This window comes from Yoonia sp. JB2-21, from assembly GCF_055693545.1.
The window spans coordinates 2052524-2076573 of record NZ_JBVFUC010000001.1; the positions used below are offsets into that span (position 1 = coordinate 2052524).

Consider the following 24050-nt stretch of genomic DNA (forward strand, 5'->3'; position numbering starts at 1 on the left):
GCGCGAATTCACCCCCAGCGGAAGGCGCGACAGACATGCCAGAACAGACCCCCAACCTTGAATTGCCTCTCATCATGCCCGCTCAGGCGCAAAAGCATGTGACGCACAATGAGGCAATTGAACGACTTGATACGGTGACGCAAATGACGCTGGAGAGTGTCGGAGCAACCGCACCTCCGGCATCGCCAAGTGAAGGACAGGCATGGGCCTTGGGCACATCACCATCAGGCGATTGGGCGGGGCAGGGTGGCCAGATCGCGACTTGGCGCGGCGGTGGGTGGCTTTTTGTCGCGCCACTTATCGGTTGGATCGCTTGGGTCAAGGATGATGCTGAACTACAGGTCTACCTTGGCGTTGCATGGGTGACATTGGCCCGACCAATCGCCTAGCGACCACCAAGCGATTCTTCCTTGGCGGCAAGAGATTGTCAGCGGAGAATAAGCAAGAGTGTGAAATCCAGTTGGGTTTTGCGCTCTTTTGCATTTGTGGGGTTCAAATCCGATAATTCGCACTCTTTTTGCGCGGAATCACTGTTCGTTCCGAACCATCGCACCATATGCGGCGAAACGCGGTGGATTCTTGTCCTTGGGTGCTTGCGGCACCAAGATGGCTCTGCTACATCGCGCAAGATTTTGCCGCTCTCGCATCCGTGAGAGCCATAGAAGTTGCCCATTCGCATACCGTCGCTCACGGGTGTTGCGGGTCCGGGCCCAAGATATCGGAAGGCTCCACGTGTCCGAAACTGCTGGTATTTCGACAGGCATCGCTGCGCGCTATGCAACCGCTGTGTTTGACCTCGCCAAAGAAGGCAAGGCGATCAAGGCACTCGAATCAGATGTTGCAACTTTAGAAGCAGCAATGGCCGAAAGTGCAGATCTGCGTACTCTGCTGACCTCACCGCTGTATAGCCGTGATGAACAGTCTGGCGCGATCACTGCCATCGCCAAGAAAATGAAACTCTCTGACACCACAAGCAATGTATTGGCGCTGCTCGCAAGCAAGCGCCGCTTGTTTGTGTTGCCACAGCTGTTGGCCGTTCTGCAGGACATGCTGTCCGAAGAGCGTGGCGAAGTGACCGCAGAGGTCACAACAGCCAAGGCGCTGACCAAGGCGCAGGCAGACAAGCTGGCGAAAACACTCAAGGCCCAAGTGGGCAAATCTGTCACCATCAAAGAAACCGTCGATGCATCCATCATCGGCGGTCTTATTGTCAAAGTGGGCTCCAAGATGATCGACACGTCGATCGCCTCCAAGCTCAACGCACTCCAGAACACAATGAAAGAGGTCGGATAAATGGCGATCCAAGCGTCTGAAATTTCTGCGATCCTGAAGGACCAGATCAAAAACTTCGGTCAAGAAGCCGAAGTGGCCGAAGTTGGCCGCGTATTGAGCGTAGGTGACGGTATCGCCCGTGTTTACGGTCTTGATAACGTCCAAGCCGGTGAGATGGTTGAATTCCCCGGTGGTATCCGCGGGATGGCCCTGAACCTTGAAGCCGACAACGTGGGTGTTGTTATCTTCGGTTCCGACCGTGACATTAAAGAAGGCGACACTGTTAAGCGCACCAAGTCCATCGTGGACGTGCCTGTTGGTGACGAACTGCTGGGCCGCGTTGTTGACGGTTTGGGTAACCCGCTCGACGGCAAAGGCCCGATCAAGACAAAGACGCGCGCCGTTGCTGACAGTAAGGCTCCCGGCATTATCCCACGTAAATCGGTACACGAGCCGATGGCGACTGGTCTGAAATCTGTTGACGCGATGATCCCGATTGGCCGTGGCCAGCGCGAATTGATCATTGGTGACCGCCAGACAGGTAAAACGGCTGTGGCGCTGGATACGATCCTGAACCAGAAGTCTTACAACGACGCTGCCGAAAATGAATATGACAAGCTGTACTGTGTGTATGTTGCTGTTGGTCAAAAGCGTTCGACAGTTGCGCAGTTGGTGAAGAAGCTCGAAGAGTCGGGCGCGATCGAATATTCCATCGTTGTGGCTGCAACCGCATCCGACCCGGCACCGATGCAGTTCCTTGCACCTTACGCTGCAACTGCGATGGCGGAACACTTCCGCGACAATGGCCGCCACGCGCTGATCATCTATGATGATCTGTCCAAGCAGGCTGTGTCCTATCGTCAGATGTCCCTGCTGCTGCGCCGCCCACCGGGGCGTGAAGCCTACCCAGGTGACGTTTTCTACCTCCACTCTCGTTTGTTGGAGCGTTCTGCGAAGCTGAACGAAGACAACGGCGCTGGTTCCTTGACCGCTTTGCCGATCATCGAAACTCAGGGTGGTGACGTGTCCGCGTTTATTCCGACCAACGTGATTTCGATCACCGACGGTCAGATCTTCCTTGAAACGGAACTGTTCTATCAAGGTATCCGCCCTGCGGTGAACACTGGTCTGTCGGTGTCGCGTGTGGGTTCATCCGCGCAAACCAACTCGATGAAGTCGGTTGCCGGTCCTGTGAAGCTGGAGCTTGCACAGTACCGCGAAATGGCCGCCTTTGCGCAGTTCGGGTCCGATCTGGATGCCGCGACACAGCAGTTGCTGAACCGTGGTGCCCGCCTGACCGAGTTGATGAAGCAGCCACAATATGCGCCGCTGACCAACGCCGAGATCGTTTGCGTGATCTACGCTGGCACCAAAGGTTACCTCGATAAGATCGACGTCAAGCAAGTTGGCCGTTTTGAAGCGGGTTTGCTCAAGCACCTGCGCACAAACGCATCTGACGTGCTGGACATGATCACCAAGGAAGACCCGAAGATCAAAGGCGAAGCCGAAGACAAGATCAAAGCGGCAATCGACGCTTTCGCAAAAGACTTCGCTTAATCTTTGAGACAAAGGAGACTTTGCTTTGCCAAGTCTTAAGGACCTGAAAAATCGGATCGAGTCGGTCAAATCGACCCGCAAGATCACCAAGGCCATGCAGATGGTCGCGGCAGCAAAACTGCGCCGCGCCCAAGATGCAGCCGAGGCATCGCGCCCGTACACCGAACGGTTTAACGCCGTGATGGCTGGGCTTGCTGCGTCGGTTGGCGGATCAGAGTCTGCACCAAAATTGCTGTCCGGTACGGGCAGTGATCAGGTGCAACTGCTGATCGTCATGACCGCTGAACGTGGCCTGTGTGGTGGCTTTAACGGTAACATCGCCAAGCTGGCCAAAACACATGCGCAAAAGCTGTTGGCCGAAGGCAAGACTGTGAAAATCATCACAGTCGGTAAGAAAGGCCGCGATGCGATTAAGCGCGACTTGGGCGATCACTTTGTCGGTCACGTTGATCTGACAGAGGTCAAGCGCGTGGGCTATGCCGATGCGCAGGGTGTCGCCAAGGACATCCTTGGCCGTTTCGACGCCGAGGAATTCGATGTCGCGACGATCTTCTTTGCGCGTTTTGAAAACGTCGTGACACAGCACCCCACGGCCCAGCAAATTATTCCTGCGAAGTTTGAGCAGGAAGAGGATGCTGACGTCACGCTGTATGACTACGAACCCGGTGAGGAAGAAATCCTCGCGGACCTGCTGCCACGCGGTGTGGCCACGGCGATTTTCAGCGCGCTGCTGGAAAATGCCGCGTCCGAGCAGGGCGCACGTATGTCAGCGATGGACAACGCGACACGCAACGCTGGTGAAATGATCGACAAGCTGACGATCCAGTTTAACCGCTCACGTCAGGCCGTGATCACCAACGAGCTGATTGAAATTATTTCGGGCGCGGAAGCGCTCTAGACCCCGGAGAATACCATTATGGCAAACGCAAAAGGCAAGATCACGCAGATCATCGGCGCCGTCGTCGACGTGCAGTTCGATGACCACCTGCCCGAGATTCTGAACGCCCTGACAACTGACAACAACGGCAAAGAGCTGACACTCGAGGTTGCCCAGCACCTTGGTGAGAACACAGTTCGCGCCATCGCGATGGACAGTACCGAGGGTCTGGTCCGCGGTCAGGATGTGACCGACCAAGGCAGCACAATCACGGTTCCCGTGGGCGACGCCACTCTGGGTCGCATCATGAACGTCGTTGGCGACCCCGTTGACGAAAAAGGCCCGATTGGCGAGCAAGAGCGTCGCTCGATCCACGCTGAAGCCCCACCTTTCGAAGCGCAGTCGACAGCGTCCGAGGTTCTGGTGACCGGCATCAAGGTCATCGACCTTCTGGCCCCTTACGCGAAGGGCGGTAAAATCGGCCTCTTCGGTGGTGCGGGTGTTGGTAAGACCGTTCTTATTCAGGAATTGATCAACAACATCGCCAAAGTACACTCCGGCTACTCCGTGTTTGCGGGTGTGGGTGAGCGGACCCGTGAAGGGAACGACCTTTACTACGAATTCATCGAATCCGGTGTTATCGACGCCGAAGACTTGACAAAATCCAAAGTGGCGCTGGTCTACGGCCAGATGAACGAGCCTCCGGGTGCGCGTATGCGTGTGGCGCTGTCTGGTCTGACCATGGCGGAATCATTCCGCGACCAATCCGGTACGGACGTTCTGTTCTTCGTTGATAACATCTTCCGCTTCACGCAAGCGGGTTCCGAGGTTTCCGCGCTTTTGGGTCGTATCCCATCTGCTGTGGGTTACCAGCCAACACTGGCGACAGACATGGGTGCGATGCAGGAACGTATTACATCCACCAAGAACGGCTCGATCACATCCGTTCAGGCGATCTACGTGCCTGCGGATGACTTGACCGACCCTGCGCCAGCGACATCCTTTGCGCACTTGGACGCGACAACCGTTCTGAACCGTGCAATTTCGGAAAAGGGTATCTACCCTGCGGTTGATCCGCTCGACAGCACATCGCGTCTGCTGGACCCAGCGATTGTTGGGGAAGAGCACTATGCGGTTGCCGCTGACGTGCAGCAGATGTTGCAGCGCTACAAGTCATTGCAGGATATCATCGCCATTCTGGGCATGGACGAACTGTCAGAAGAAGACAAACTGACCGTGGCCCGTGCGCGTAAGATCGAACGCTTCCTGTCGCAGCCGTTTGACGTGGCACAGGTCTTCACCGGTTCGCCCGGCGTTCAGGTGCCATTGGAAGACACAATCGCGTCGTTCAAGGCTGTTGTTGCAGGCGAATACGATCACTTCCCCGAAGGTGCCTTCTACATGGTTGGCGGGATCGAAGAAGTGAAAGCCAAAGCCGAAAAAATGGCTGCAGACGCAGCTTAAGTAGAGCGGTAAGGAGCCTATCATGGCAAACCTACAATTCGATCTGGTCTCGCCCGAACGCCGCCTGGCGTCGGTCGAGGCGTCCGAGGTCCAGATCCCCGGCGCAGATGGTGATATGACGGCCATGGCCGATCATGCGCCAACGATCACAACACTACGCCCCGGCGTTTTGACAGTGATCCATAGCGGCGGGTCTGACGCCTATGTGGTCTCCGGCGGTTTCGCCGAAATCACCGCGACAGGCGTGTCGGTTCTGGCCGAACAGGCGCTGCCCAAGGATGAAGTGACACAAGAGGTCTACGACCAAATGGTCGAAGATGCGAAAGCGGCCTACGGGCGTGCGCAAGAGACCTTCAAGAACGAACCCGGTCCTGTCGATGATGCAGCGAAGCTGTTGTCAGACATGGTAGCGATTGGTGGACACATCGGGCTGACCGCCAAGAACTAAACGATTGATGCTGAAACGAAAGGCCTCGCTTGCGCGGGGCCTTTTTCGTTGCGCTATTGCTTGAGCCCCCAAAGGGTTGCAATACCGTTGACGCTGGTCCCGTCAACAACGGTGGTAATGTCTGGTGTTGCCCCAAAGTTGCTGCCGGTTGCGAAGACACCGTTCGCCTCGGGGCCATACAAATGGCCGTTGATTTGACCTGCAATAGTCAGATCCTGAACGCCGTTGTTGAACGCCCCATCAATTTGAATACCCAAGGCCGCTTCGCCATTTGGGCCAGCAGTCAGGCTGTTACCTGAAAAATTCACGTCACCCTCATAGCTGACAATGGGGTTTGACATCGTTGTTTCATCGAACACAGGCCCCATGAAATTCGTGGCACTTCCGCCTATGGCACCCGATTGGAGGTCGACAGTCAGATTGGCCTCACCTTTCATGTTCGCGCCCAACGCACTGAAAAAGCTGATTGCCATGTAGCCGTCATAGTTCAGACCACCGCTGTCAGGCTGATCCGCTAGCGTCGCAGTACTGCCGATCCGGGCGGTATCTCTGACAAAGGCGAATTCGTCCTGGAATTCGTTCTGAAAATAAGCGGCCTCTTCGGCGGTCACCACATTGAATGGGCTGACAACGGGTGGATCGCCACCTCCGCCGTCATCACCACCCCCGCCGTCATCACCCCCGCCGCCATCTCCGCCGTCGCCGCCGCCGTTACCGACGCTTTGACCAGAGGTCCCACCGCCGCCGCCCCCACAGGCAGCTACCGCCGACAATAGGACCAGACATCCAAGCACACAGTACCAACGACGCAGCAGCATGATTATTCACCTAACATTTTACAAAAGTTAAGGATGAGTTATCAGGAAGTTCTTAACCAAATGTTATTATGGCTTAAGAAAACCATAGGTCTGTTAATGCGTAAGTTTGAAAATGGTATGATTGGGATAGATCACGGCGACGTGGTTCTGTTTTCTGACTTTGAAGATGATGGCCAAATGTGGCGCGGCGAAGGTCCGCGCCAATCCCGCGCAGAAGTTGTGTTTTCACAGAGCTATGGCAAACCACCGCATGTGCAGGTTTCAATCTCAATGTGGGATATTTCAAACAACACAAACATACGCGCTGACGTGCAGGCAGAAGACATCACCAACGAAGGCTTCAGCATCGTTTTTCGCACATGGTCTGATACACAGGTTGCACGTGTCAGGGTCGCTTGGACATCCTTTGGTGAGGTTGGTCACGACGAAGGGTGGGAGCTTTACTAAGCCTTACGCCTACTCGGCTGCGTAGAGTCCTTCATAGATTGGTCCCAGCGTCTTATGATCAAATAGTGATGATACCGACGTGCCGTTCCATGTGTTTAGAATAGCTTGTGCAAACATCGGTGCAGTCGGCACAATGCGGATGTTCTTGCAGGCCTTCACGGCCTCTGTCGGCGCGATCGTGTCGGTGATCACAAGGCTTTTCATCACCGACTTGGACACACGCTCAACCGCAGGGCCGGATAACACACCGTGGGTGATATAAGAGTGCACCTCCTTGGCGCCATTCTCCATCAGCACCTCAGCCGCCTTGCACAGCGTCCCAGCGGTATCAACGATATCATCCACGATCACGCAAACCTTGTCCTTCACGTCACCAATCACGGTCATCTCAGCCACTTCACCGGGTTTCCCGCGGCGTTTGTCCACGATGGACAAAGGCGCGCCAATCCGTTGTGCCAGATCACGGGCACGGGCCACACCGCCCACGTCGGGTGACACGACCATGACTTCGTCCATTTTGCCTCGGAAATTGTGCATCGCATCTAACGCATAAATGGGCGAGGCATAAAGGTTATCGACCGGGATATCGAAAAAACCCTGAATTTGCGTGGCATGCAAATCCAGGGTCAAAACGCGTTCAATACCGGCTTCTACGATCATATTCGACACCAGCTTGGCTGTGATCGGGGTGCGGGCCTTGGACCTGCGATCCTGTCGGGCATAGCCAAAGTAGGGGATCACGGCGGTGATGCGTGCCGCTGACGAACGGCGCAGCGCGTCCGCGATGATCAGCAGCTCCATCAGATTGTCGTTGGCTGGGTTTGATGTGGGTTGGACGATATACATGTCCTCGCCGCGGACGTTTTCGTAAACTTCGACAAAAATCTCGCCATCGTTGAACCGCTCAACACGGGCGTCGCATAGGCTGACCTCCATACCGCGATGCATCGACATCCGCCGCCCGATAGCAGTTGCAAGCGGCTGGTTTGCGTTACCGGAAATCAGCTTGGGCTCGATCATGGTGGGCATATGTTGGGGTCCTTTGGCAGAAGGGGCTGCTACGCGCTTGTAACAGAATCGTGGCGTTGACACCGGGTAACACAAGCTTACCGTCTCGCAAAGAATTCAGCAGCTAAAGGAGCCGCAAAATGCCCCATATCGACTATTACTTCGCAACACTGTCGCCATTTACCTACCTCAGCGGGACACGTCCGGCGGAAATTGCGAAAAAACACGGGGCCACGATCACCTATAAGCCGCTGGATATCATGGCGCTGTTTGGTCGGACGGGCGGGACGCCACCCAAAGATAGGCATCCCAACCGGCAAGAGTACCGACTGCAAGATATGGCGCGCCGGTCTAAGGGGCTGGGCATGCCGCTGAACCTGAAACCGATGTTCTGGCCGACCAATGGTGCGCCGTCGGCCTATGCGATTATCGCGGCCCAGAACGCGGGCGAGGATGTTGCCGAACTGGTCAAAGCTTTCGGTGCGGCCTGCTGGGCAGAAGAGCGTGACATTAGTCAGGATGATGTGGTGCGCGACTGTTTGCAGAAATGCGGATTGGATCCAGCACTGGCCGACAAGGATATGCTGACTGCTGCCGATACCTTTGCCAAAAATCTTGAGGATGCGGTCAGCGCGGGTGCCTTTGGTGCGCCGTTCTTCATTACTGACACGAACGAACGGTTCTGGGGCGAAGACCGCATTAACGATCTGGATGCGTATCTGTCTGGCGAGCTCTAGTGCCTGACGTCGCAGGTCATCACGTGCATGCGGTCACGGTGGGCGCCGGCGCGCCCGCCGTGATGGTCCATTGCGCCTTGTCACGCCACGAAACGCTGCTGCCTTTGGCAGAGGCTATTGGCGGACGGACAACGCTGATCGACATGCCGGGGCATGGGCGCAGCGATGATTGGGACGGGAAACACGACTATCAGACGCTCGTGACCGAGAGCGCAGCGGCCTGTTGTGATGGCCCGACCCATCTGATTGGGCATTCCTTTGGCGGGACCGCTGCCTTGCGGGTGGCCGTCGAACGCCCCGATTTGGTCAATCGTCTGACCCTGATCGAACCAGTTTATTTCGCGGCCGCCAAAGGCAGCGCCGCGCATGCCCAACATGCTAAGGACTTTCGCCCCTTTGTCGGTGCGATGTTGATGGGCGAAGAAGAACGTGCTGCTGAAATCTTCAATAATCTGTGGGGTGAGACGGTATGGGCCGACATTCCTTCACCAATCCAAGCCAAGTTGACCAAACGCATTCACCTGATCGTCGCAGGCGGTGCCGCGATTGAAGAAGATGCTGCCGGGATCACATCTGCAGAGCGGCTTGGTGGCCTGAATATTCCAGTGACCCTGATACGGGGCCAAGAAACGCAGCCGGTGATGACAGCAATCCATGATGCGCTGGTAGACCGCATTCCGAACGCGCGCGACCATGTGATTGTGGGTGCGGCGCATATGGTTCCGCTCACGCATATGGAAGAGGTCGCTGCGATTATTCGCGCAGCAGATCAAGGAACTGGCTGACGCCGTCCTCGGTCATTGACCAATCACAGACGAGGCGTCCAACAAGCTGTTCGTCGGGGTCGCCCACTTGAGGATCGCCGCTCATCACATAGTAGACGGCACCGCCATCCAGCATGCGTTTATGTTCGCGTCGCGCCATATTGAAAAAGATCATATTGGCCTGCGGTTCAAACAGTATTTCAGCGGCGTTGTGTCCGCGCAGCCCAGTTGCCAGTTGCGCACAGCGGGCATTGGCCGAACGGGCCATGTCGCGCCACAGGTCATCTGCCAGATAGGCCTGCATTTGGGCAGATAGATAGCGGTGCTTGGACAGCAGGTGGCCGCCCCGTTTGCGGCGCAACTCGAATTCCCACGCGATCTTGGGGTCGAAGATCACGCAAGCCTCAACCCCCAGCAGACCATTCTTGGTGCCGCCAAAGCTGACGGTATCGACGCCTGCTTTCCACGTCATCTCGGCCGGGGTGCAATCAAGGGCCGTGACAGCATTGGCAAAGCGCGCGCCGTCGAGATGGGTTTGCATCCCGAACTCTTGCGCGGTGGCGGTCAGCGCGCGCATTTCCGTCAGACTGTATAACGTCCCTTTTTCAGTCACTTGCGTGATTGAAAGGGGACCGCGTTGTGGTCCATGCACGCCACGGTTTTCCTCGCCCAGTATTTTGGCTCGCAGGTCGTCGGGCGTGATTTTCCCATCGGTGCTGCGGACCAACGTCAGCTTGGCCTGGGTGTAGAATTCGGGCGCGTTGCATTCGTCTTCGTGGATATGCGCGCAGTCGGAACAAAAGATCGTCTGCCACGGCTGCGTCATCGCGGCGAGCAGGACTGAATTGGCAGCGGTGCCATTGATGATCAGATAGACGGCAGCTTCGGGGGCCTCGAAAATCTCGCGCACCTGCGTGCGGACGTCTTTCATGATCGGGTCGGCGCCATAGCCCATCGCGTAGCCTTCGTTGGCCGCGATCAGCGCTTCCATCACGCCTGGATGGGCGGGGCCGGCGTTGTCTGAGGCGAAATTCATCTAAAGCGGCTCCTCGATGATGTGGTCATCCCAATCGTCTTCATCGACTTCAAATTCCGGGATCGTCATGCCCTGCACTGACACGCCCGCGTCATGGACCGACGCTGGGTCACCCGAAATTAGCGGATGCCAGTCGTACAAGGAACGCCCCTCGTGGATCAGCCGGTAGCCGCAGGTCATTGGCAGCCAATACAGGTTTTCGACGATGGTTTTTGGGGTCAAAACGATGCATTCCGGCACGAATTGATGGCGGTTTTTGTAGTTGCTGCACAGGCAACTTTGATTGTCGAGCAAGCGGCACGCGATCCGGGTCATCGCGACCGTACCTTCGTCATCTTCCAGCTTATTCAGGCAGCATTTGCCGCAACCATCACACAGCGCTTCCCATTCCTGCTGGTTCAGCTTGTCCATCGGTTTGGTTTCCCAAAACCTATCTTGCAGTCCATTGCGGGGGATCTCAGCCGACATCGACAAGGATCTTTCTAGCGGTATCGCAGTCGGCATCCATCTGGGTGATCAGCGCGTTGAGCCCGTCGAATTTCAGCTCTGGTCGTAGGTAATCCACCAAGGCAACGGAAAGGGTCGTGCCATAAAGATCGCCTTTGAAATCGAAAATAAAGGTCTCGCAGTTGGGCATGTTTTCACCAAACATCGGACGGACACCGATGGAGGCGGCACCGTCGTAGGTGCCTTTGTGTGGACCATCCAATATATCGACCTTCACCGCATAGACGCCAAATTTGGGCGGGTGCAGGCCGGTGATTGACATATTCGCCGTAGGATAGCCAAGGTCGCGTCCACGTTGATCGCCGCGGATCACCTCGCCCTCGATCCGGTGCCAATGCCCCAGCATTGCGGCGGCATCGCGGGGTTTGCCGTCGGTCAGTGCTTGGCGGATCGCGGTAGAGGAGACGTTGGCCGTGTCGATCGCGACGATGGGCGCGATGGTGACGCCAAAGCCCATTTCGTCCCCGAAGGCTTGCAGGTCCGTGACCGTCCCTGCGCGCCCTTTGCCAAAGCAGAAATCGGCGCCCACGACGACGTGTTTCAGGCCAAGTTGATGGGCGATGATTGTTTGCGCAAAGTCGCGCGGTGTCAGACTGGCAAGGGTATCGTTGAACGGGACCTCATAGAGTTTTTCAACGCCGAGTTTCGCCAAACGGTTGGCGCGCGCTTCGGCGTTCATCAGGCGGAAGGGCTTGGGATCGCGCGAGAAATAGCTGCGGGGATGGGGTTCAAACGTCATAATGCCCAAGGGTGCGTTGGCCGCTTTCGCAGCGTCGCTCGTCAGGTCGATCACGGCTTGATGCCCAATGTGAACACCGTCGAAATTCCCAATCGCCGCAGCGGCGCCACGGTCGGATGGATCAACAAAAACGGTGTCACGAATAATGCGCATAGCTTTGGGTAACGGACGCTGTGGAGGCGTGCAAGCGCCGCTTATCAGCCCTTGCGGGCTTCTTCGCGTGGAAAGCTGAAAGCTTGATAAGCGCTAGTCGAATTTGCGCGATGGTGCGAGGACAGTGGCATCGCCAACCAGCACCTTTTTGTCGTTCACCAGACAGCGTGTGTTCATTGTCACACGACGTCTGGAATGGTCGATATCGGTCACTTCAACCTCGGCCAAAACCATGTCGCCGGGGCGCACGGGGGCGAGGAATTTCAGGCTTTGCCCCAGATACACCGTTCCATGACCGGGCAGTTGTTCGCCAATGACCGCGCTGACCAAACCAGCGGTTAGCATGCCATGCGCGATGCGGCCGCCAAAGATGGTGTCTTGCGCATAGTCTTCGTCCAGATGCACAGGGTTTCTGTCCGTGGACACCTCTGAAAACATCTCAATATCGCGATCCGTGATCACCTTGCGGAGCGACCTGGTCATGCCGATTTCGATGTCTTCGATGCAGATCGTTCCGCGAGGGGCGTTGTCCAACATATCAGGCTCCATCAAGTAACAAAAAATCCAGTATCACGTAGATATTGAAATTTTATTACTTTGCGATCGCAGAAAGATCAAGTGATTCCTCTACCGAAGGTGTCCGATTGTGTAGGTCGCGCTCATTTGTTGCGCGTTGAGGTAATTGGTTAACGCTTCCGGGTCCGGTTGCGTGACCGTCTTCGTCTCGGCGGCGGCCAATCCGCCAGAGATGAACAGCACATCGAGGTCTTCCTGCACGCCGCCCAACACATCGGTTCCAATCCCGTCGCCGATTGCAATGATACGCGGATCAGATGGCGCGTTGGTTAATGCCGCGAGCCTGCGCCGCGCGAGGTCATAGATGGGGGTGCGGTTTGCCGAAATAGAGGCTTTCACCGCCCATTTCCGTATAAAGCGCCGCGAGTGCGCCCGCACACCATTCACGCACCTCGCCCCGGTCCACGATGATGTCGGGATTGGCGCAAAGCAGCTTGAGACCCTTTTGCTTGGCATAGAGGAATTCGGGGCGGTTCACGTCCACATCGGCCAATGGATCAAAGGGGCCGCAGCAGACAATCCCTTCGGCCTGATCCAGCGGAACCTTCTGAATTGTCACCGGATCGTTGATGATTTGCAGCGGTTTGAAAAAGTCGTCATCGCGGGGGCTTTCGCCCATGAACCAGATCTTTTCGCCGACAATCCCACGGAACATCGCCGCACGCGCGCTGTCGCCGGAGGTCGCGATTGCGTCCCATGCATCATCAGGCACACCAAAGCCGTTGATCTGGCGCGCGACGCTGTCCCACGGGCGGGGGGAGTTCGTGACCAGTACGACGATCCCGCCAGCCGCGCGGTACTTTTGCATGGCCGCGACCGCCCCGGGTAGCGCTTCGATCCCGTTGTGCATGCAGCCCCAAAGGTCCACGAAAGCGGCATCATATTGCCCCGAGATTTCTGAGAATTGGTCGATAATCTGGGTCATATGTTAACCTTTTTGGGCGGTATGTATGGCGTACAGACGCTGTACAGAACCTGTACGTACAGATGTACATAAAGTGCGCTGCCCCGGATTATTGTCCGGGGCGCGGGATATCAGGCCTTGAGGGCAGGAACGATCTGCTTTTTGCGGCTCATGATGCCCGGCAGGACGACGCTGTCGCCATCGACCGTCGCGTCAAAGGATTTTTCAGCGACTGTTTTGACCTTGTCGTTGGGGATCAGCAGCGTGGCTTCTTCGTTGATGATGTCCACGACAAAAAGCAGCACCTCATCGACTTTGTCTTCCTTGGCGATCTTGGGCATTTCACTCATCAATGAGGCTTTGCGATCCAGCACGATCTTGGGCGCCGTGGTCTCGAGTACCGACACGCGGAACTTCTTGCCATCCACGTCGAATTCCTTGCTGTCCATGCGCAGCAGTTCCGCGTCAGAGAAGGCAGAGACATCTGATTTCGCCTCGAACATTTCGCCGGCGTATTTTTCGATGTCGATTTTAAGGTCTTTGGCCAGTTTCTCGGCCAGGTCCTTGTCCATCTCTGTCGTTGTGGGCGACCGGAAGGCGAGCGTATCGGACAGGATGCAGGACAGCATCAGCCCTTTGATGTTGTCAGGCATATGTGCGGCGTGAACGCCCATCATCTGATGCATGATTGTAGCGGTGCAGGCCAATGGACGGATCGTGATGTTGATCGGCTTTTTCGTCTCTAGACCGCCGGCAAGCATATGGTGATCAATGATCGCGAGCACATCGGCGTTGTTGATATTGGCGGGCAGTTCGGCGGGGTTATTGGTGTCCACGATCACGCAGGACTGGCCATCTTCGACGTCCGCGATGACATCAGGCAGATCGGTATTCCAGCGCTTTGCCACAAACGCCGCTTCGGTGTTCGGTGCGCCGAGCAAGGCCGCTTTTGCCTCGATCCCTGTGTGATTGAGGAACCATTCCCAGATCAGCGGCGAACCGGTGCTGTCTGTGTCAGGGGATTTATGGCCAAATACGAGCGTTGTCATGTGCGTCACTTTCAGTGGGATCAAAGGTTGGCCTGTATATAAGAGCGCGCGCTGGGGCTGTCACCCCATGCTGTCGGTTTGACGGGTATCGGGCGCGTATGGTATGATAACAGCTCTTGATAGGAGGACGCTGACAATGGACAAGCAAGTTTAACCTGCTCGCATGACCTTGGGCTGCCACAAAGCCCGTTCGTATTCCGACAAGAGGAGCACTCTGACAATGGACTTGATGCTGTAACGCCATTTTGGCGCTGTGCTTGGCCGTTCGGCCAAATGATCAATTTCAGACAAGAGGTGCAAAAGATGCCCCGTAACATACCAAAACCCCGCAAGGCGGGACCTAACCCTGTGACCACCACAAAGAACCGCCGTGCGCGCGGGCCTGCCCCCGCGGGCACGCCGCCCCGTGCGCCGGTCGGAGTGACCCGTGACAAACGGTTCGATCGCAGACCACCGAAGTTTCCCGGTCGTCTGGGCGGTAGATAGTAAAAGGGCCCCGCTACCTCTTGGTGGCGGGGCTTGTCAGGTCAGCGTTTTTCCAGTTGGTTGCGTAGGCAGCAGGAGCCAACACATATGCCACGCGAGGCTGATCTTTATCCCCCTATCAAAGCCTTCCTGCAACGGCAGGGATATGAGGTGAAAGGCGAGGTGGGTGCCGCCGATGTGGTTGGGCGGCGCGGTGATGATCTGGTTGTGGTCGAACTCAAGTTAGGGTTTTCGCTGGCGCTGTTTCATCAGGGTGTGGAACGGTTATTGACCACGGATCACGTGTATCTGGCGGTCCCAGCGGGCGGAAAGGCCAAGGCGCTGAAGGCCAATGTGAAACTGGCCCGTCGCGCGGGGCTGGGTGTGCTAACGGTGCGATTGCGCGATGGGCATGTTGAGGCGCTTGCTGATCCCGGCCCCTATGCCGCCCGACAATCGAAGAAGAAAAAGGGGCGTTTGTTGCGGGCCTTTGAGCGATTGCAGGGCGATCCGAACGAGGGCGGTGCGACCCGGCACGGGATTGTCACGGGGTATCGGCAGGATGCTTTGCGCTGCGCCCGGTTTCTGGCGGTGCATGGCCCGTCCAAGGGCGCGCAGGTCAAAGAATGGGCCGAGGTTCCACAGGCCACGCAGATCATGGCGGCAGATCATTACGGTTGGTTCACGCGGGTTTCGCGCGGTGTCTATGATTTGACGGATGCCGGCCGTCAGGGGTTGTCAGACTATGGCGATGTCTGATCAGGGCTGACGTGTTAGCGACCAGCCTTCATTCTCTAGCAGTTGCAAAATACCTTGGGTCCCGACCAGATGTGCAGCGCCGACAGCGACCACAATGTCGTCATGCATTTCTGTTGCGTCGGTGATCACCGGGATCCAGTTGCGGTTGCGCTGGTTCAAGAGCGCCTCTTCCATCTCTGCGAACATCGCTTCGCCCTCTGCGGGGTCCATTTCGGGCAGGTCGCTGATCGCAATCCGTGACATTTCCCAAAGCCGCCCGACATCTTCGGCAAAGTAGCGATCCAGCATCGCCACAAACATCTGCTGTTGCAGATCTGGGACCAGCATGTTCACGCGCAGCATGTCCACCTGTTCGTCAAAGCTGTCGTTGCCGAATGTGTCAAAGAGCGTGGTGTAGGGTTCAACCGCCTGCATCGGCACGCCCGCGGCTTCGGCGTCTTCGATGATCATGTGATCAAGGCCGCGCACACCCTGTAGCATATCGGACATCGCGCACGACGGGACCGCAAGCGTCAACGACAGATACCACGGCTGCATTTTTGCGGCCATGAAGGATGGGATGCCACGCTCCGTTGCAGCAGCGGCGATCAGTTGCCATGTGTCCTCGTCCAGAAGTTCCGGCAAGGTCGGGCCGTCAACGATGAACAGGCGACTGGGGTCACTGACCAAGAGTTCCTGCAGCTTCTCTTCATCTTCGGGCGTGGCTTCGAGCATGATCAAATCTGCGCTGGCAACCGTATCGGCGAGCTTTGCGCGCAATGCCTCAAGTCGTGGATCATAGATGTGCATCGTGCCGACGACGGTCAGGGTGACGTCGTTTTTTTCGGCCGTCCAGACCAGCCCTTCGGCGTAGGGCATGTCGGCCACTGCGACGGACAGCGCGGTCCGTTGGTCATCTGACATCGTATCAAGATAGCTGTCACCCGCGCAGGCCGCCGCGGCTGGCACGGCTGTCATGGCGAATAGAAACGTTGCGGCAGAGCGAAGGAACATGTGCCATCCTTTATGTGATCGGATATAGGATAGGTAAGGGCTCCGCGCTGAGGGTCAATTCCCTCAGACGCGGTTTTCCATGATCATCCTTTGACCGGCGCGGATCAGTAACCGACCAACAACGTCGCGCCACGTTCGTTGGGGTGGTGGTACGATCCGCAAAATAGCCTGCGGTGGCAGCGTTGCACCGCTTGGCAGTTGCAATGCGCCATTGTCGATAAATGCACCCGGCGACAGTGGTATGGGGGGCCAGCCACTGGTGCTGGGCCGCAACGCCAACCGCGCGGGCAAGCTCCGCCTGGTGACAGGTTTGCTGTCACCGTTGTGATGAATATCGGGGCCGATCTTGTGATCGACGGTGTAGAACGGGGGATGCATTGAAGTATCCGATCTGAAATCTTGTGGAGAAAATTGCGCTGGGCCAAGAGGCGCAGCTGCACTGCAAACTGGTGTTTAATACCAGCGGTGATTGAGAACCTTTCTCGTCATTGCAGTCTCCTTGATTCGGGATCGAACACGCATGGTTTAGCGCAAGGGTTGTATTTGCCCCAAGGGAAATTTTCGGAAATGTCGAAAAAGACCCAAAGCCGTTGTTTCAGATCCAGCTGATCGGCAAGGCATAGCCTGTCTTGGACAGTGCCTTTACTAGCTGATCATCAGGAAAATCAGGCCAATTGTTCCACCGATCAACATCAGTGAAACCTCACCACCCAGAATGCCAAAAATGCGTGCCAAACCGCTTACTCTCACTTGTCACACCCTTACGTTGCTAGAGATAGTGATCTGTTTTGGCAAAATCAAATAAAAATCTGATTAATTCAGTCCAGGTCAGCCGACAACGCCTCGGGGTCAAGGATCTCGATTTTTTGGCGCGCCGACTTAATTACACCGCGCTTTGACAGCTTGCTGATCGAGCGGCTGACCATTTCACGATTGGCACCGACGGATGCGGCGATTTCGGAATGTGTCGGAGCATTTTCAATCAACGCTCCAACCTCAAGCTTGCCCTCTTCAGCCGCCAGCCGCAGCAAATATTTGCTAACCCGTTGTTCCACCGACAACGTCGTCATTTCCATATTGCGGCGGGTGAGTTCGCGTATCCGATCGACCAAGTTTTGTGTGATCCGCTGACGGATCATTGGTACTTCATTAAAGAGCTCTATAAAGCATTGCCGTTTCATGGCGAGGACGGTTGCTTGCGTCTTGGCCACCACAGCAAGAGATCGCGGTGTGGCGTCAAAGGCAGCAAGTTCGCCAAAATATGCACCTAGCGGGAACCTCGAAAACACGATTTCGCGCCCTTGGGTCGTCCAGAACACAGCCAGCAACGACCCCGACAGCAAAAAATACAGATCATAAGAGTCGTCTTCTTGGTCAAAAATTGTTTGCCATGGATCCAGCACCTGCTCGGTCGCTGCGATGGTGATGCCATCAAAATCCGCAACACAGAGCCCTTCAAAGAGCGGCAGGTCATAACCAAGCAGCGTTTCGGGGGTCATGCCGTCGCCAGTATGTCTTGGGCCGCGGTGATCTCTGGAAGCGTTACAGCAGGGTCAAACGTGGCCAATGCGCCTTTGAGGTGTTCCTTGTCGATTTGTCCTGCACGGCTTTGGTCCAGTCGCGTCCGCAGCAGCCATAGTTTGGCGTTTTGGTCGGACGCCAGTGCGGCGGCCTCCTGGCGGAACCGGGCCGCATCGTCTTTGCGTTCAACCAACGCGCAAATCTGCGCATGGATACGCATGACCTCGGCATACCAACACAACAGGCCGTTTGCCTCGTTTTCCCGTGTCGCTTGAAGGGAGACCTGATAGGCCTCGTCAATCCTGTCCTGTTTGGCCAAGGCGAGCGCATAATATGCCCGGAAGTAGGGCAATCCGATATTCGCGCCGATCATTTCGTGGGTCTTGATCACCTGATCAAAGCCCGCCAACCCGTCTGGTGTTTCACTGGCCGCAGGGTTCATCACATTCATCCATGCCGCGCCGGTGACCTGCCAAAATGCTGCCGATTGGCTGGTGGCTGTCTCCAGGCCAAGGGCAACCCGCGCAATCGCAGTTTCAGTTTGCCCGGCATAGAAGAGCGGAACGGCACCCCAGATTTGGGCCCACGGCAACATGACGGGGATATTCAGCAGCTTTTGGTGGGCATCCGTTTCTTCAATCAGGTCAGGCACCAGATGTGCGTCACCGCGAATGGCGCGAGTGACACCTTCGAACATCTGTGCCGCTGCGAAGGTGTCCACGCCATAGCTGGAGATCATCGCGCCATGTTTTGAGATATCGTAAATGTCACGCAATGCTGCGAATTCTGAAGAGACTTTGTCAAAGTCACCTGCATAAAAGTGCAAAGACGTATCGACATTGCGCGATGCCAAAAGCAGCTCACTGTTTGTTTCCTGCGCTGGTATGACTTGGGCGGCTTCGCGCAGCATGCTGCTGAATTGATCTGCTGCCGGCCGGTCCGCAGAAAGGATCGCATGCGTAAAGCTGCCATAGAACGCAGGCCCGTTTGCCGCCGAATAGGCATTCTGCCCGGCGGCGAGGGTGGCAACCGTTTCAAAGGCTTCTTTCACAGGATCTGCCGTGAACCCCTGAATTTGCATTCTGATGGATCCAAGTGCTGTATGACAGGCGATTTCGAGTGCACGCACATCAACGTCGGTTGGCGCCTGTTCACAAAGTGAGATTGCCGCGAGGACATGCGCTTCGGCGTCGTCGAATGCGCCCTGAAACAGAGCCCATTGGCTGACCGTCAGATAGTTCTGGATCGCAGGGATATGTTGCTGTGCAAGGCTGAGGTGATCTGTCAGCAACGCGGGATTTCGCATCACGGCGTCGGCGTGATTGTTCTGAAGATGGGCTGCGATTTCGCCGTGATAGGCGACCCGCGTTCGGCGCAACATGCCTTGATAAGCGGCCTGATGCAAAAGCGCGTGTGCAAAGCCCCAGTTCGTGCTGTCAATCTGTTGTAGCACACCCTGTTGGCAGGCCGTCTGCAAATATCCTTCGAGGGGGGCATGGTCTGCGGCGATCGCCGTCAGCATATCAAGATCGAATGTCGCCCCTATGATCGATGCGCATTGCAAGACGGGTTTTGCGGGACCGGTTGCGTCGATTTGCTCGGCAAGCAGATCCATCAGCGAGCCCGGGATATTTGCCGATGGTGCGCCGCCGGTTGCGTCACGTTTGAACAGCTGTTCAATGAACAATGGGATACCGGCAGCCCGCGCGATAACCGATGCACGGTTGTCCGATGTACCCTCACCTTGGGTCAGCGTGTCCAGCATAGCGCCGGCTTCGGCGTCTGTCAGCGCTTCCAACGGGACGATTGTCACTGGTAAGCGGCCAAGATATTTGCCGATCTTTGTATCTTCGCGGCTGGTCATCAATATCTGATAAGTGTCTGTTGCGTTGCCTTGCAGAATATGGACCAGCACGCCAAAGCTGGCGTTATCAAGCCAATGCAGGTCTTCAAAAACAAGAAGCCCATCTGTCTGCTTGGCTTGAATGGCTTGCCACAAGCTTTCCTCGATCAGCGCTTTCAGCGCGACATTGCTGCGTTCTGCAAGCAAGCGCTGACCTTCCGCGAGGCCCAGAACGAGCGCGAGCGCTTGAAGCGCACTTTCTGCAAGGTCAGGAAACTGGTTTTGGAGATCTTGAAATTCCGGCAGGCTGCTGCCGGTCAGTCGCATCAGCCACTGCGCGAACGGCTGATAGCTGGCACGGGTATGCACACCGTCCGCCGCAAAGACTGTTGCAGCGCTGGTCTGTTGGACCAAATAGCGGGCAATGGCGGATTTGCCGATCCCGGCCTGCCCAACGACAAGGGACGCGTCGGCACTATTGGCGATGCGTTGTAGCTCTGGCGCGCGTCCGACAAAGAATGACTGTGCTTGCGCAGATTGTGGCCCTACCCCGAGAGGCCGGAACAATGTGTGCGGTTCCGCAAAGCCTTTGAGCACCTGATCGGGGAAAGGCTGTGTTGCCATTGTATCGCGCAGCAAAAGCTTGGTGCTTTGCGAAATCATGACGTTGCCGGGTGCCGCCTTTTCCTGAACACGCTGTGCCAGAGTTGTGACCATACCGGTCGCGCGGGGCAGGTTATCGTTGCCGCTGTTGCTGCGAATGGCCACTTCGCCCGTGGCGACGCCAACACGCAATTTCAAATCAATGCCGTTCTCGCGGCCAGCATCAATGTCTTTGATCGCTTTCAAGGCCGCATTCACTGCTTTCGACGCAGAAAGCTCGTCCGCGCGCGCCAGTCCAAACAGTGCGACAACACCGTCGCCAAGATATTCGGTGACTTCACCATCATGGGCGTCAACGACGGCTTTGGCTTGTGCATAGAACTCCTCGAGCCAAAGCTGGAGGTCTTCTGCATCCGCAGTGCTGGCAATATCGCTAAAGCCGACGACGTCCATAAAGACGGCCGTGATCTGTTTGCGTTCCCCACCGTTAATTTGGGCGCTGCCTGTCTTTGGCTCGCTCATCCGACCACCCTTACTCCCGCGGTACACTATATGCGTGTTTTCGCTGCTTCCAAGCGTGCAATGCGTCCGCTATCGAATGGGTTGGAAAGTGTCCAGCTTGTCCAGATCCGGAATGCACCCGGTAAGGCATGACCCGCTGACGCCGCATCGTTGCGCAATTGCAGCGGCTGGGCGATCATTTTTCCGGCTGGAAGATTGGCAAGACCCGCATCCTGAACATCAATTTGTGCATGGATTCCAGCACCATGCGCCGCAGTCAGGCCGAAATCGAGGTTGGAGAACTGCCATTTTCCAAGTTTGTTTTTGGTCACAACAACCTGATTGGCCAGCCGATCTACGGCACCCAAAGTGGCGTAATCCGTCATTGGTCTGGCCATATCGCGCTGGGCATATTTGCCTGACCAAACAGGTGAACCTGTTGCAGATTTGACAGCATATCGGTTGTTGCCCATCGTAAGTTGGCCCATCCGTTTGTTGTAGCCATAGAACCATACACCCGCGAGTTGTGGTAATTTGCTGTTCAGATACAGGTTCGGCAGATAGGCATAGGCCCCGTCGTGCCCGTCAACCTGCACGTAGTTGATCGCGATAATCGCCTCATAGTAGTCGCGGAACCCGAACAGCTTTGGCATGATCGTGGGTCGGACGCCCATCTGCTGATTGGCCAGAATGGATACCGGGTGTGTCCCTTCCGGGGTGATTGACTGCGGGTGCAGTTTCATCCCAGCAGGCAGGCATTTTTCCAGTTCTTTGGCGTCCACGGCGTGGAAGCTGAAGAAACCATCCAACTCGCCCACGCCAAAGAAGGGCGTCAGTGGCCAGTTGGCGTTTTGGGCATAGGGGCTTTGCAGTTTGGCGGCGTCTGTGGGCCCAGCATCAGGCGCGATGTCACCTTCGCCGACAATTTCAATGTCGGCCCCGGTCAATCCACGCGCGGCAGAGAGGCCAGAGATGGTCGCTGCCTCAACACAGCCTGCGTTGATCCCGCAGCGTGTCCAGTCGCCCGCGATAAAGAGGTTTTCAAAGCCTGTACCGTCGGCGGGCAGGCGATACTTCACCGATCCCGGCACGGACAGCACATAGCGTTCTGAGCCATAGAAGTTTTCGCGGAAATATTGTGCCTTGAACTTTGCAGCACCGGTCTTGGCCCCTTCGGCATGCAAAAGCGAGGTGTCGAATTTGCCGTTCTTCAGCGCACCCGGCCACATGCGTGTCAGATCATTGTCAGCCCAGTCTTTCACCCGGTCTTCGAACGTGCCGGCGTCAACGCCTGCGTCATGTGCCGGGCTACAGAAATAGGCGATGGATTTGGGGCCGGGGTCTTTCCAGTCTTCGCGGTTGATCAGATCTGACATATCTGCCCAGGTATCCAGCGGTTCGACGAAACTGGTGATCACGGTTTTCAGATCGGCGGGGATGTCGCCGATATTGTGTTTGGCGACCAGATCGTTCCAGCCCATTTCTGCCGCTGTTTTGTCCAACCAGAACTGCGCGGCCTGAGTGGCGACCGTGCCCACCTTTTCCGTCATCATTTTCCAGCGGTTGCTGGCGGCGATCAGCTCTTTGGCCATATAGGGGAGGGACCCAAGTGATGCGCCAAGGATGATTTCATCAAAGTCCGTACCGCGTTTCAGGCTGTAGGCCTTGCCGGTCGGTGCCTCTTTTTCGCATTCGAAGTCTACACCGGATTTTTCCAGCTTATTTCCGTCAACCAATTGATCCCAAAGCGGTTCTGACGGCCAACAGTTGAGATCTTTGACAACGACAAACGGGTCGTAGTCGCCGGATTTGATGACCGCCTGTTCGACCATGTCGATCCGATCAACATAGGTTTTTGTCTCATCCAGTGCCAAATGGGTGGCGGCGTTGAAGAATTTGAACTTCACCCCGCGGTGGCGCAGGATTTCGTAGTAGGGTCCAAAGATGGTGTCGCCCATTCCTGCCATCATCTTGAAGAAAAGCGAGCCTTTGTAGGTGAAGGCCAACCGCAACAACCCGCGAATGGCCGTGCCGGCGCCCACGCTGCGTTTGTCCGTGTTGCCGCCGGGATAACCAAAGACGTAGTCATAGCAGCCACGGAAAACAGCCGAATAGACGGCGTCGGGGCTGGCCCCGTAGTGCAGCAGCCAATCACTGATTTCCCAATCGTCGATGGCGTCGAAGCCATGGCGGAAGAGGCCACTGTCCAGCGTCCCTTTGAAGAACGCCAGCGATAGGCTGATCAGGTATTTGGCCCGCCGCGCCTCGTCTGACAGTACACCTTCGGGGAAGGCTTGTTCGTCGAACCAGTGTTGCGCGTGATGTGTGATACCACCCAGCGTTTGGGTCTGGCTGTCGGTATGATCGAAGGCGTTTTTGGGCAGTGATTTCACATAGTCGCGCAGGTGATGCAGCGGCGAGCGGTTCTTGATCGCAACCCCTTGCGCCCGCAGCGGCCCTTCAAAGCGGGGGGCAAGGTGTGCGGGACGTCTTTGTCCAGCTCTTCGAGGATTTTTTCGATGAAACCGGTGATGGCTTCGACCGCCATTTCGAAATAGGCAAATGGGGTTGGCAGCACGCCACCGGTGCCGGGCACTTCGTCGTTTGGTGGGAATTCAAGGAACCACGGATGGACTTCTTTCACCCCATCTTTTTCGATCTCTTCGGCCAGCAAAAAGCGGTTCAGGCCGGTGAAAGCTTTGTCCAACGTGCCCAATGGCGCGTCCGGGCTGCGCAGGCCTGTTGCGTTCAACTGGTCATAGCAGTCCCGCATCAGACGGAAGCCGTTTTCGTAGAAACCGGCCCAGATGTGCAGGCCATGTTCTTCGATCCGGCCTGCATGTTTCATATTGCGCCCACTGGCACCCTTGCCGCCCAAGCGCCAACCCAATTGATATAGGGTGACATCATAGTCGTCCTGCCAATTGGCCTGCTGGGTGATTGCATAGGCTGCCGTTATGGCACCAACGCCGCCGCCAATGATGGCAATTTTCTTTTTTTCAGACACCT

At 56.4% G+C, this 24050-nt stretch carries 23 protein-coding genes and 1 pseudogene; 10 read left to right on the forward strand and 14 right to left on the reverse strand.

Annotated elements, in window-relative coordinates:
• Window positions 1-35 precede the first annotated feature (35 nt).
• From ACZ1G5_RS10220 to ACZ1G5_RS10245, 6 genes are all read left to right on the forward strand, one after another.
• A complete protein-coding gene (locus ACZ1G5_RS10220; RefSeq protein WP_472732735.1) occupies window positions 36-389 on the forward strand; it encodes a DUF2793 domain-containing protein in 354 nt (117 codons plus the stop codon).
• Window positions 390-732: 343 nt separating this feature from the next.
• A complete protein-coding gene (locus tag ACZ1G5_RS10225) occupies window positions 733-1293 on the forward strand; it encodes a F0F1 ATP synthase subunit delta (protein ID WP_472732736.1) in 561 nt (186 codons plus the stop codon).
• Window positions 1294-2829, forward strand: coding sequence for a F0F1 ATP synthase subunit alpha (gene atpA / locus ACZ1G5_RS10230; RefSeq protein ID WP_472732737.1), 1536 nt, complete (start codon window positions 1294-1296; stop codon window positions 2827-2829). It begins immediately after the preceding gene.
• A 25-nt stretch (window positions 2830-2854) separates the two neighbouring features.
• Window positions 2855-3727 carry a F0F1 ATP synthase subunit gamma gene (locus ACZ1G5_RS10235; RefSeq protein ID WP_472732738.1) on the forward strand — a complete coding sequence of 291 codons (873 nt, stop codon included), beginning with the start codon at window positions 2855-2857 and terminating at the stop codon, window positions 3725-3727.
• An 18-nt stretch (window positions 3728-3745) separates the two neighbouring features.
• Window positions 3746-5170: a F0F1 ATP synthase subunit beta gene (gene atpD / locus ACZ1G5_RS10240; protein WP_472732739.1), complete on the forward strand. Its 1425-nt coding sequence runs from the start codon at window positions 3746-3748 to the stop codon at window positions 5168-5170.
• Between the two features lie 22 nt (window positions 5171-5192).
• Window positions 5193-5618: a F0F1 ATP synthase subunit epsilon gene (locus ACZ1G5_RS10245; RefSeq protein WP_472732740.1), complete on the forward strand. Its 426-nt coding sequence runs from the start codon at window positions 5193-5195 to the stop codon at window positions 5616-5618.
• A 53-nt stretch (window positions 5619-5671) separates the two neighbouring features.
• Here the strand turns inward: ACZ1G5_RS10245 and ACZ1G5_RS10250 are convergent, their stop codons facing one another.
• Window positions 5672-6436 carry a hypothetical protein gene (locus tag ACZ1G5_RS10250; RefSeq protein ID WP_472732741.1) on the reverse strand — a complete coding sequence of 255 codons (765 nt, stop codon included), beginning with the start codon at window positions 6434-6436 and terminating at the stop codon, window positions 5672-5674.
• A 96-nt stretch (window positions 6437-6532) separates the two neighbouring features.
• On the opposite strand from ACZ1G5_RS10250, the gene ACZ1G5_RS10255 reads away from it, so the two are divergent.
• Window positions 6533-6883, forward strand: a complete 351-nt coding sequence (locus ACZ1G5_RS10255) for an H-type lectin domain-containing protein (RefSeq protein WP_472732742.1) — start codon at window positions 6533-6535, stop codon at window positions 6881-6883.
• A 9-nt stretch (window positions 6884-6892) separates the two neighbouring features.
• Here the strand turns inward: ACZ1G5_RS10255 and ACZ1G5_RS10260 are convergent, their stop codons facing one another.
• Window positions 6893-7912 carry a ribose-phosphate pyrophosphokinase gene (locus ACZ1G5_RS10260; RefSeq protein ID WP_472732743.1) on the reverse strand — a complete coding sequence of 340 codons (1020 nt, stop codon included), beginning with the start codon at window positions 7910-7912 and terminating at the stop codon, window positions 6893-6895.
• Between the two features lie 119 nt (window positions 7913-8031).
• On the opposite strand from ACZ1G5_RS10260, the gene ACZ1G5_RS10265 reads away from it, so the two are divergent.
• Window positions 8032-8628 (forward strand): DsbA family protein, encoded by a 597-nt coding sequence (locus ACZ1G5_RS10265; RefSeq protein WP_472732744.1) that lies wholly within the window; start codon window positions 8032-8034, stop codon window positions 8626-8628.
• A complete protein-coding gene (locus ACZ1G5_RS10270) occupies window positions 8628-9413 on the forward strand; it encodes an alpha/beta fold hydrolase (RefSeq protein ID WP_472732745.1) in 786 nt (261 codons plus the stop codon). Before ACZ1G5_RS10265 ends, ACZ1G5_RS10270 begins: the two co-directional genes overlap by 1 nt.
• Here the strand turns inward: ACZ1G5_RS10270 and ACZ1G5_RS10275 are convergent.
• The 6 genes and pseudogenes from ACZ1G5_RS10275 to ACZ1G5_RS10300 form a co-directional block, all read right to left on the reverse strand.
• On the reverse strand, window positions 9382-10428 hold the full coding sequence (locus ACZ1G5_RS10275; RefSeq protein ID WP_472732746.1) for a threonine aldolase family protein: 1047 nt from the start codon (window positions 10426-10428) through the stop codon (window positions 9382-9384). The two genes, ACZ1G5_RS10270 and ACZ1G5_RS10275, sit on opposite strands and share 32 nt — an antisense overlap.
• Window positions 10429-10896, reverse strand: coding sequence for a YcgN family cysteine cluster protein (locus tag ACZ1G5_RS10280; RefSeq protein ID WP_472732747.1), 468 nt, complete (start codon window positions 10894-10896; stop codon window positions 10429-10431).
• Complete coding sequence (locus ACZ1G5_RS10285; RefSeq protein WP_472732748.1) at window positions 10886-11827, reverse strand: bifunctional riboflavin kinase/FAD synthetase; 942 nt, start codon at window positions 11825-11827, stop codon at window positions 10886-10888. Before ACZ1G5_RS10285 ends, ACZ1G5_RS10280 begins: the two co-directional genes overlap by 11 nt.
• Window positions 11828-11920: 93 nt before the next feature.
• Window positions 11921-12364, reverse strand: a complete 444-nt coding sequence (locus ACZ1G5_RS10290; protein WP_472732749.1) for a MaoC family dehydratase — start codon at window positions 12362-12364, stop codon at window positions 11921-11923.
• Window positions 12365-12454: 90 nt separating this feature from the next.
• Window positions 12455-13328, reverse strand: a pseudogene (locus ACZ1G5_RS10295) (TIGR01459 family HAD-type hydrolase).
• Between the two features lie 110 nt (window positions 13329-13438).
• Complete coding sequence (locus ACZ1G5_RS10300; protein WP_472732750.1) at window positions 13439-14356, reverse strand: manganese-dependent inorganic pyrophosphatase; 918 nt, start codon at window positions 14354-14356, stop codon at window positions 13439-13441.
• A 573-nt stretch (window positions 14357-14929) separates the two neighbouring features.
• On the opposite strand from ACZ1G5_RS10300, the gene ACZ1G5_RS10305 reads away from it, so the two are divergent.
• The gene (locus tag ACZ1G5_RS10305) at window positions 14930-15580 is read left to right on the forward strand and encodes a DUF2161 domain-containing phosphodiesterase (RefSeq protein ID WP_472732751.1); all 651 of its coding nucleotides are present in this window, start codon (window positions 14930-14932) and stop codon (window positions 15578-15580) included.
• Here the strand turns inward: ACZ1G5_RS10305 and ACZ1G5_RS10310 are convergent, their stop codons facing one another.
• The 6 genes from ACZ1G5_RS10310 to ACZ1G5_RS10335 all read right to left on the reverse strand — a co-directional run bounded on the left by ACZ1G5_RS10310 (window position 15581) and on the right by ACZ1G5_RS10335 (window position 24048).
• On the reverse strand, window positions 15581-16573 hold the full coding sequence (locus ACZ1G5_RS10310; RefSeq protein ID WP_472732752.1) for a TraB/GumN family protein: 993 nt from the start codon (window positions 16571-16573) through the stop codon (window positions 15581-15583). It lies immediately after the preceding gene.
• A 63-nt stretch (window positions 16574-16636) separates the two neighbouring features.
• Complete coding sequence (locus ACZ1G5_RS10315; protein ID WP_472732753.1) at window positions 16637-16951, reverse strand: hypothetical protein; 315 nt, start codon at window positions 16949-16951, stop codon at window positions 16637-16639.
• 440 nt (window positions 16952-17391) lie between these two features.
• Window positions 17392-18072, reverse strand: a complete 681-nt coding sequence (locus ACZ1G5_RS10320) for a Crp/Fnr family transcriptional regulator (RefSeq protein WP_472732754.1) — start codon at window positions 18070-18072, stop codon at window positions 17392-17394.
• Window positions 18069-21062 (reverse strand): ATP-binding protein, encoded by a 2994-nt coding sequence (locus ACZ1G5_RS10325; protein WP_472732755.1) that lies wholly within the window; start codon window positions 21060-21062, stop codon window positions 18069-18071. The genes ACZ1G5_RS10320 and ACZ1G5_RS10325 overlap by 4 nt, the downstream gene beginning before the upstream one ends.
• Before the next feature lie 26 nt (window positions 21063-21088).
• Window positions 21089-23434, reverse strand: coding sequence for an acetoacetate decarboxylase family protein (locus ACZ1G5_RS10330; protein ID WP_472732756.1), 2346 nt, complete (start codon window positions 23432-23434; stop codon window positions 21089-21091).
• Window positions 23431-24048 (reverse strand): NAD(P)-binding protein, encoded by a 618-nt coding sequence (locus ACZ1G5_RS10335; RefSeq protein ID WP_472732757.1) that lies wholly within the window; start codon window positions 24046-24048, stop codon window positions 23431-23433. Before ACZ1G5_RS10335 ends, ACZ1G5_RS10330 begins: the two co-directional genes overlap by 4 nt.
• Window positions 24049-24050 lie beyond the last annotated feature (2 nt).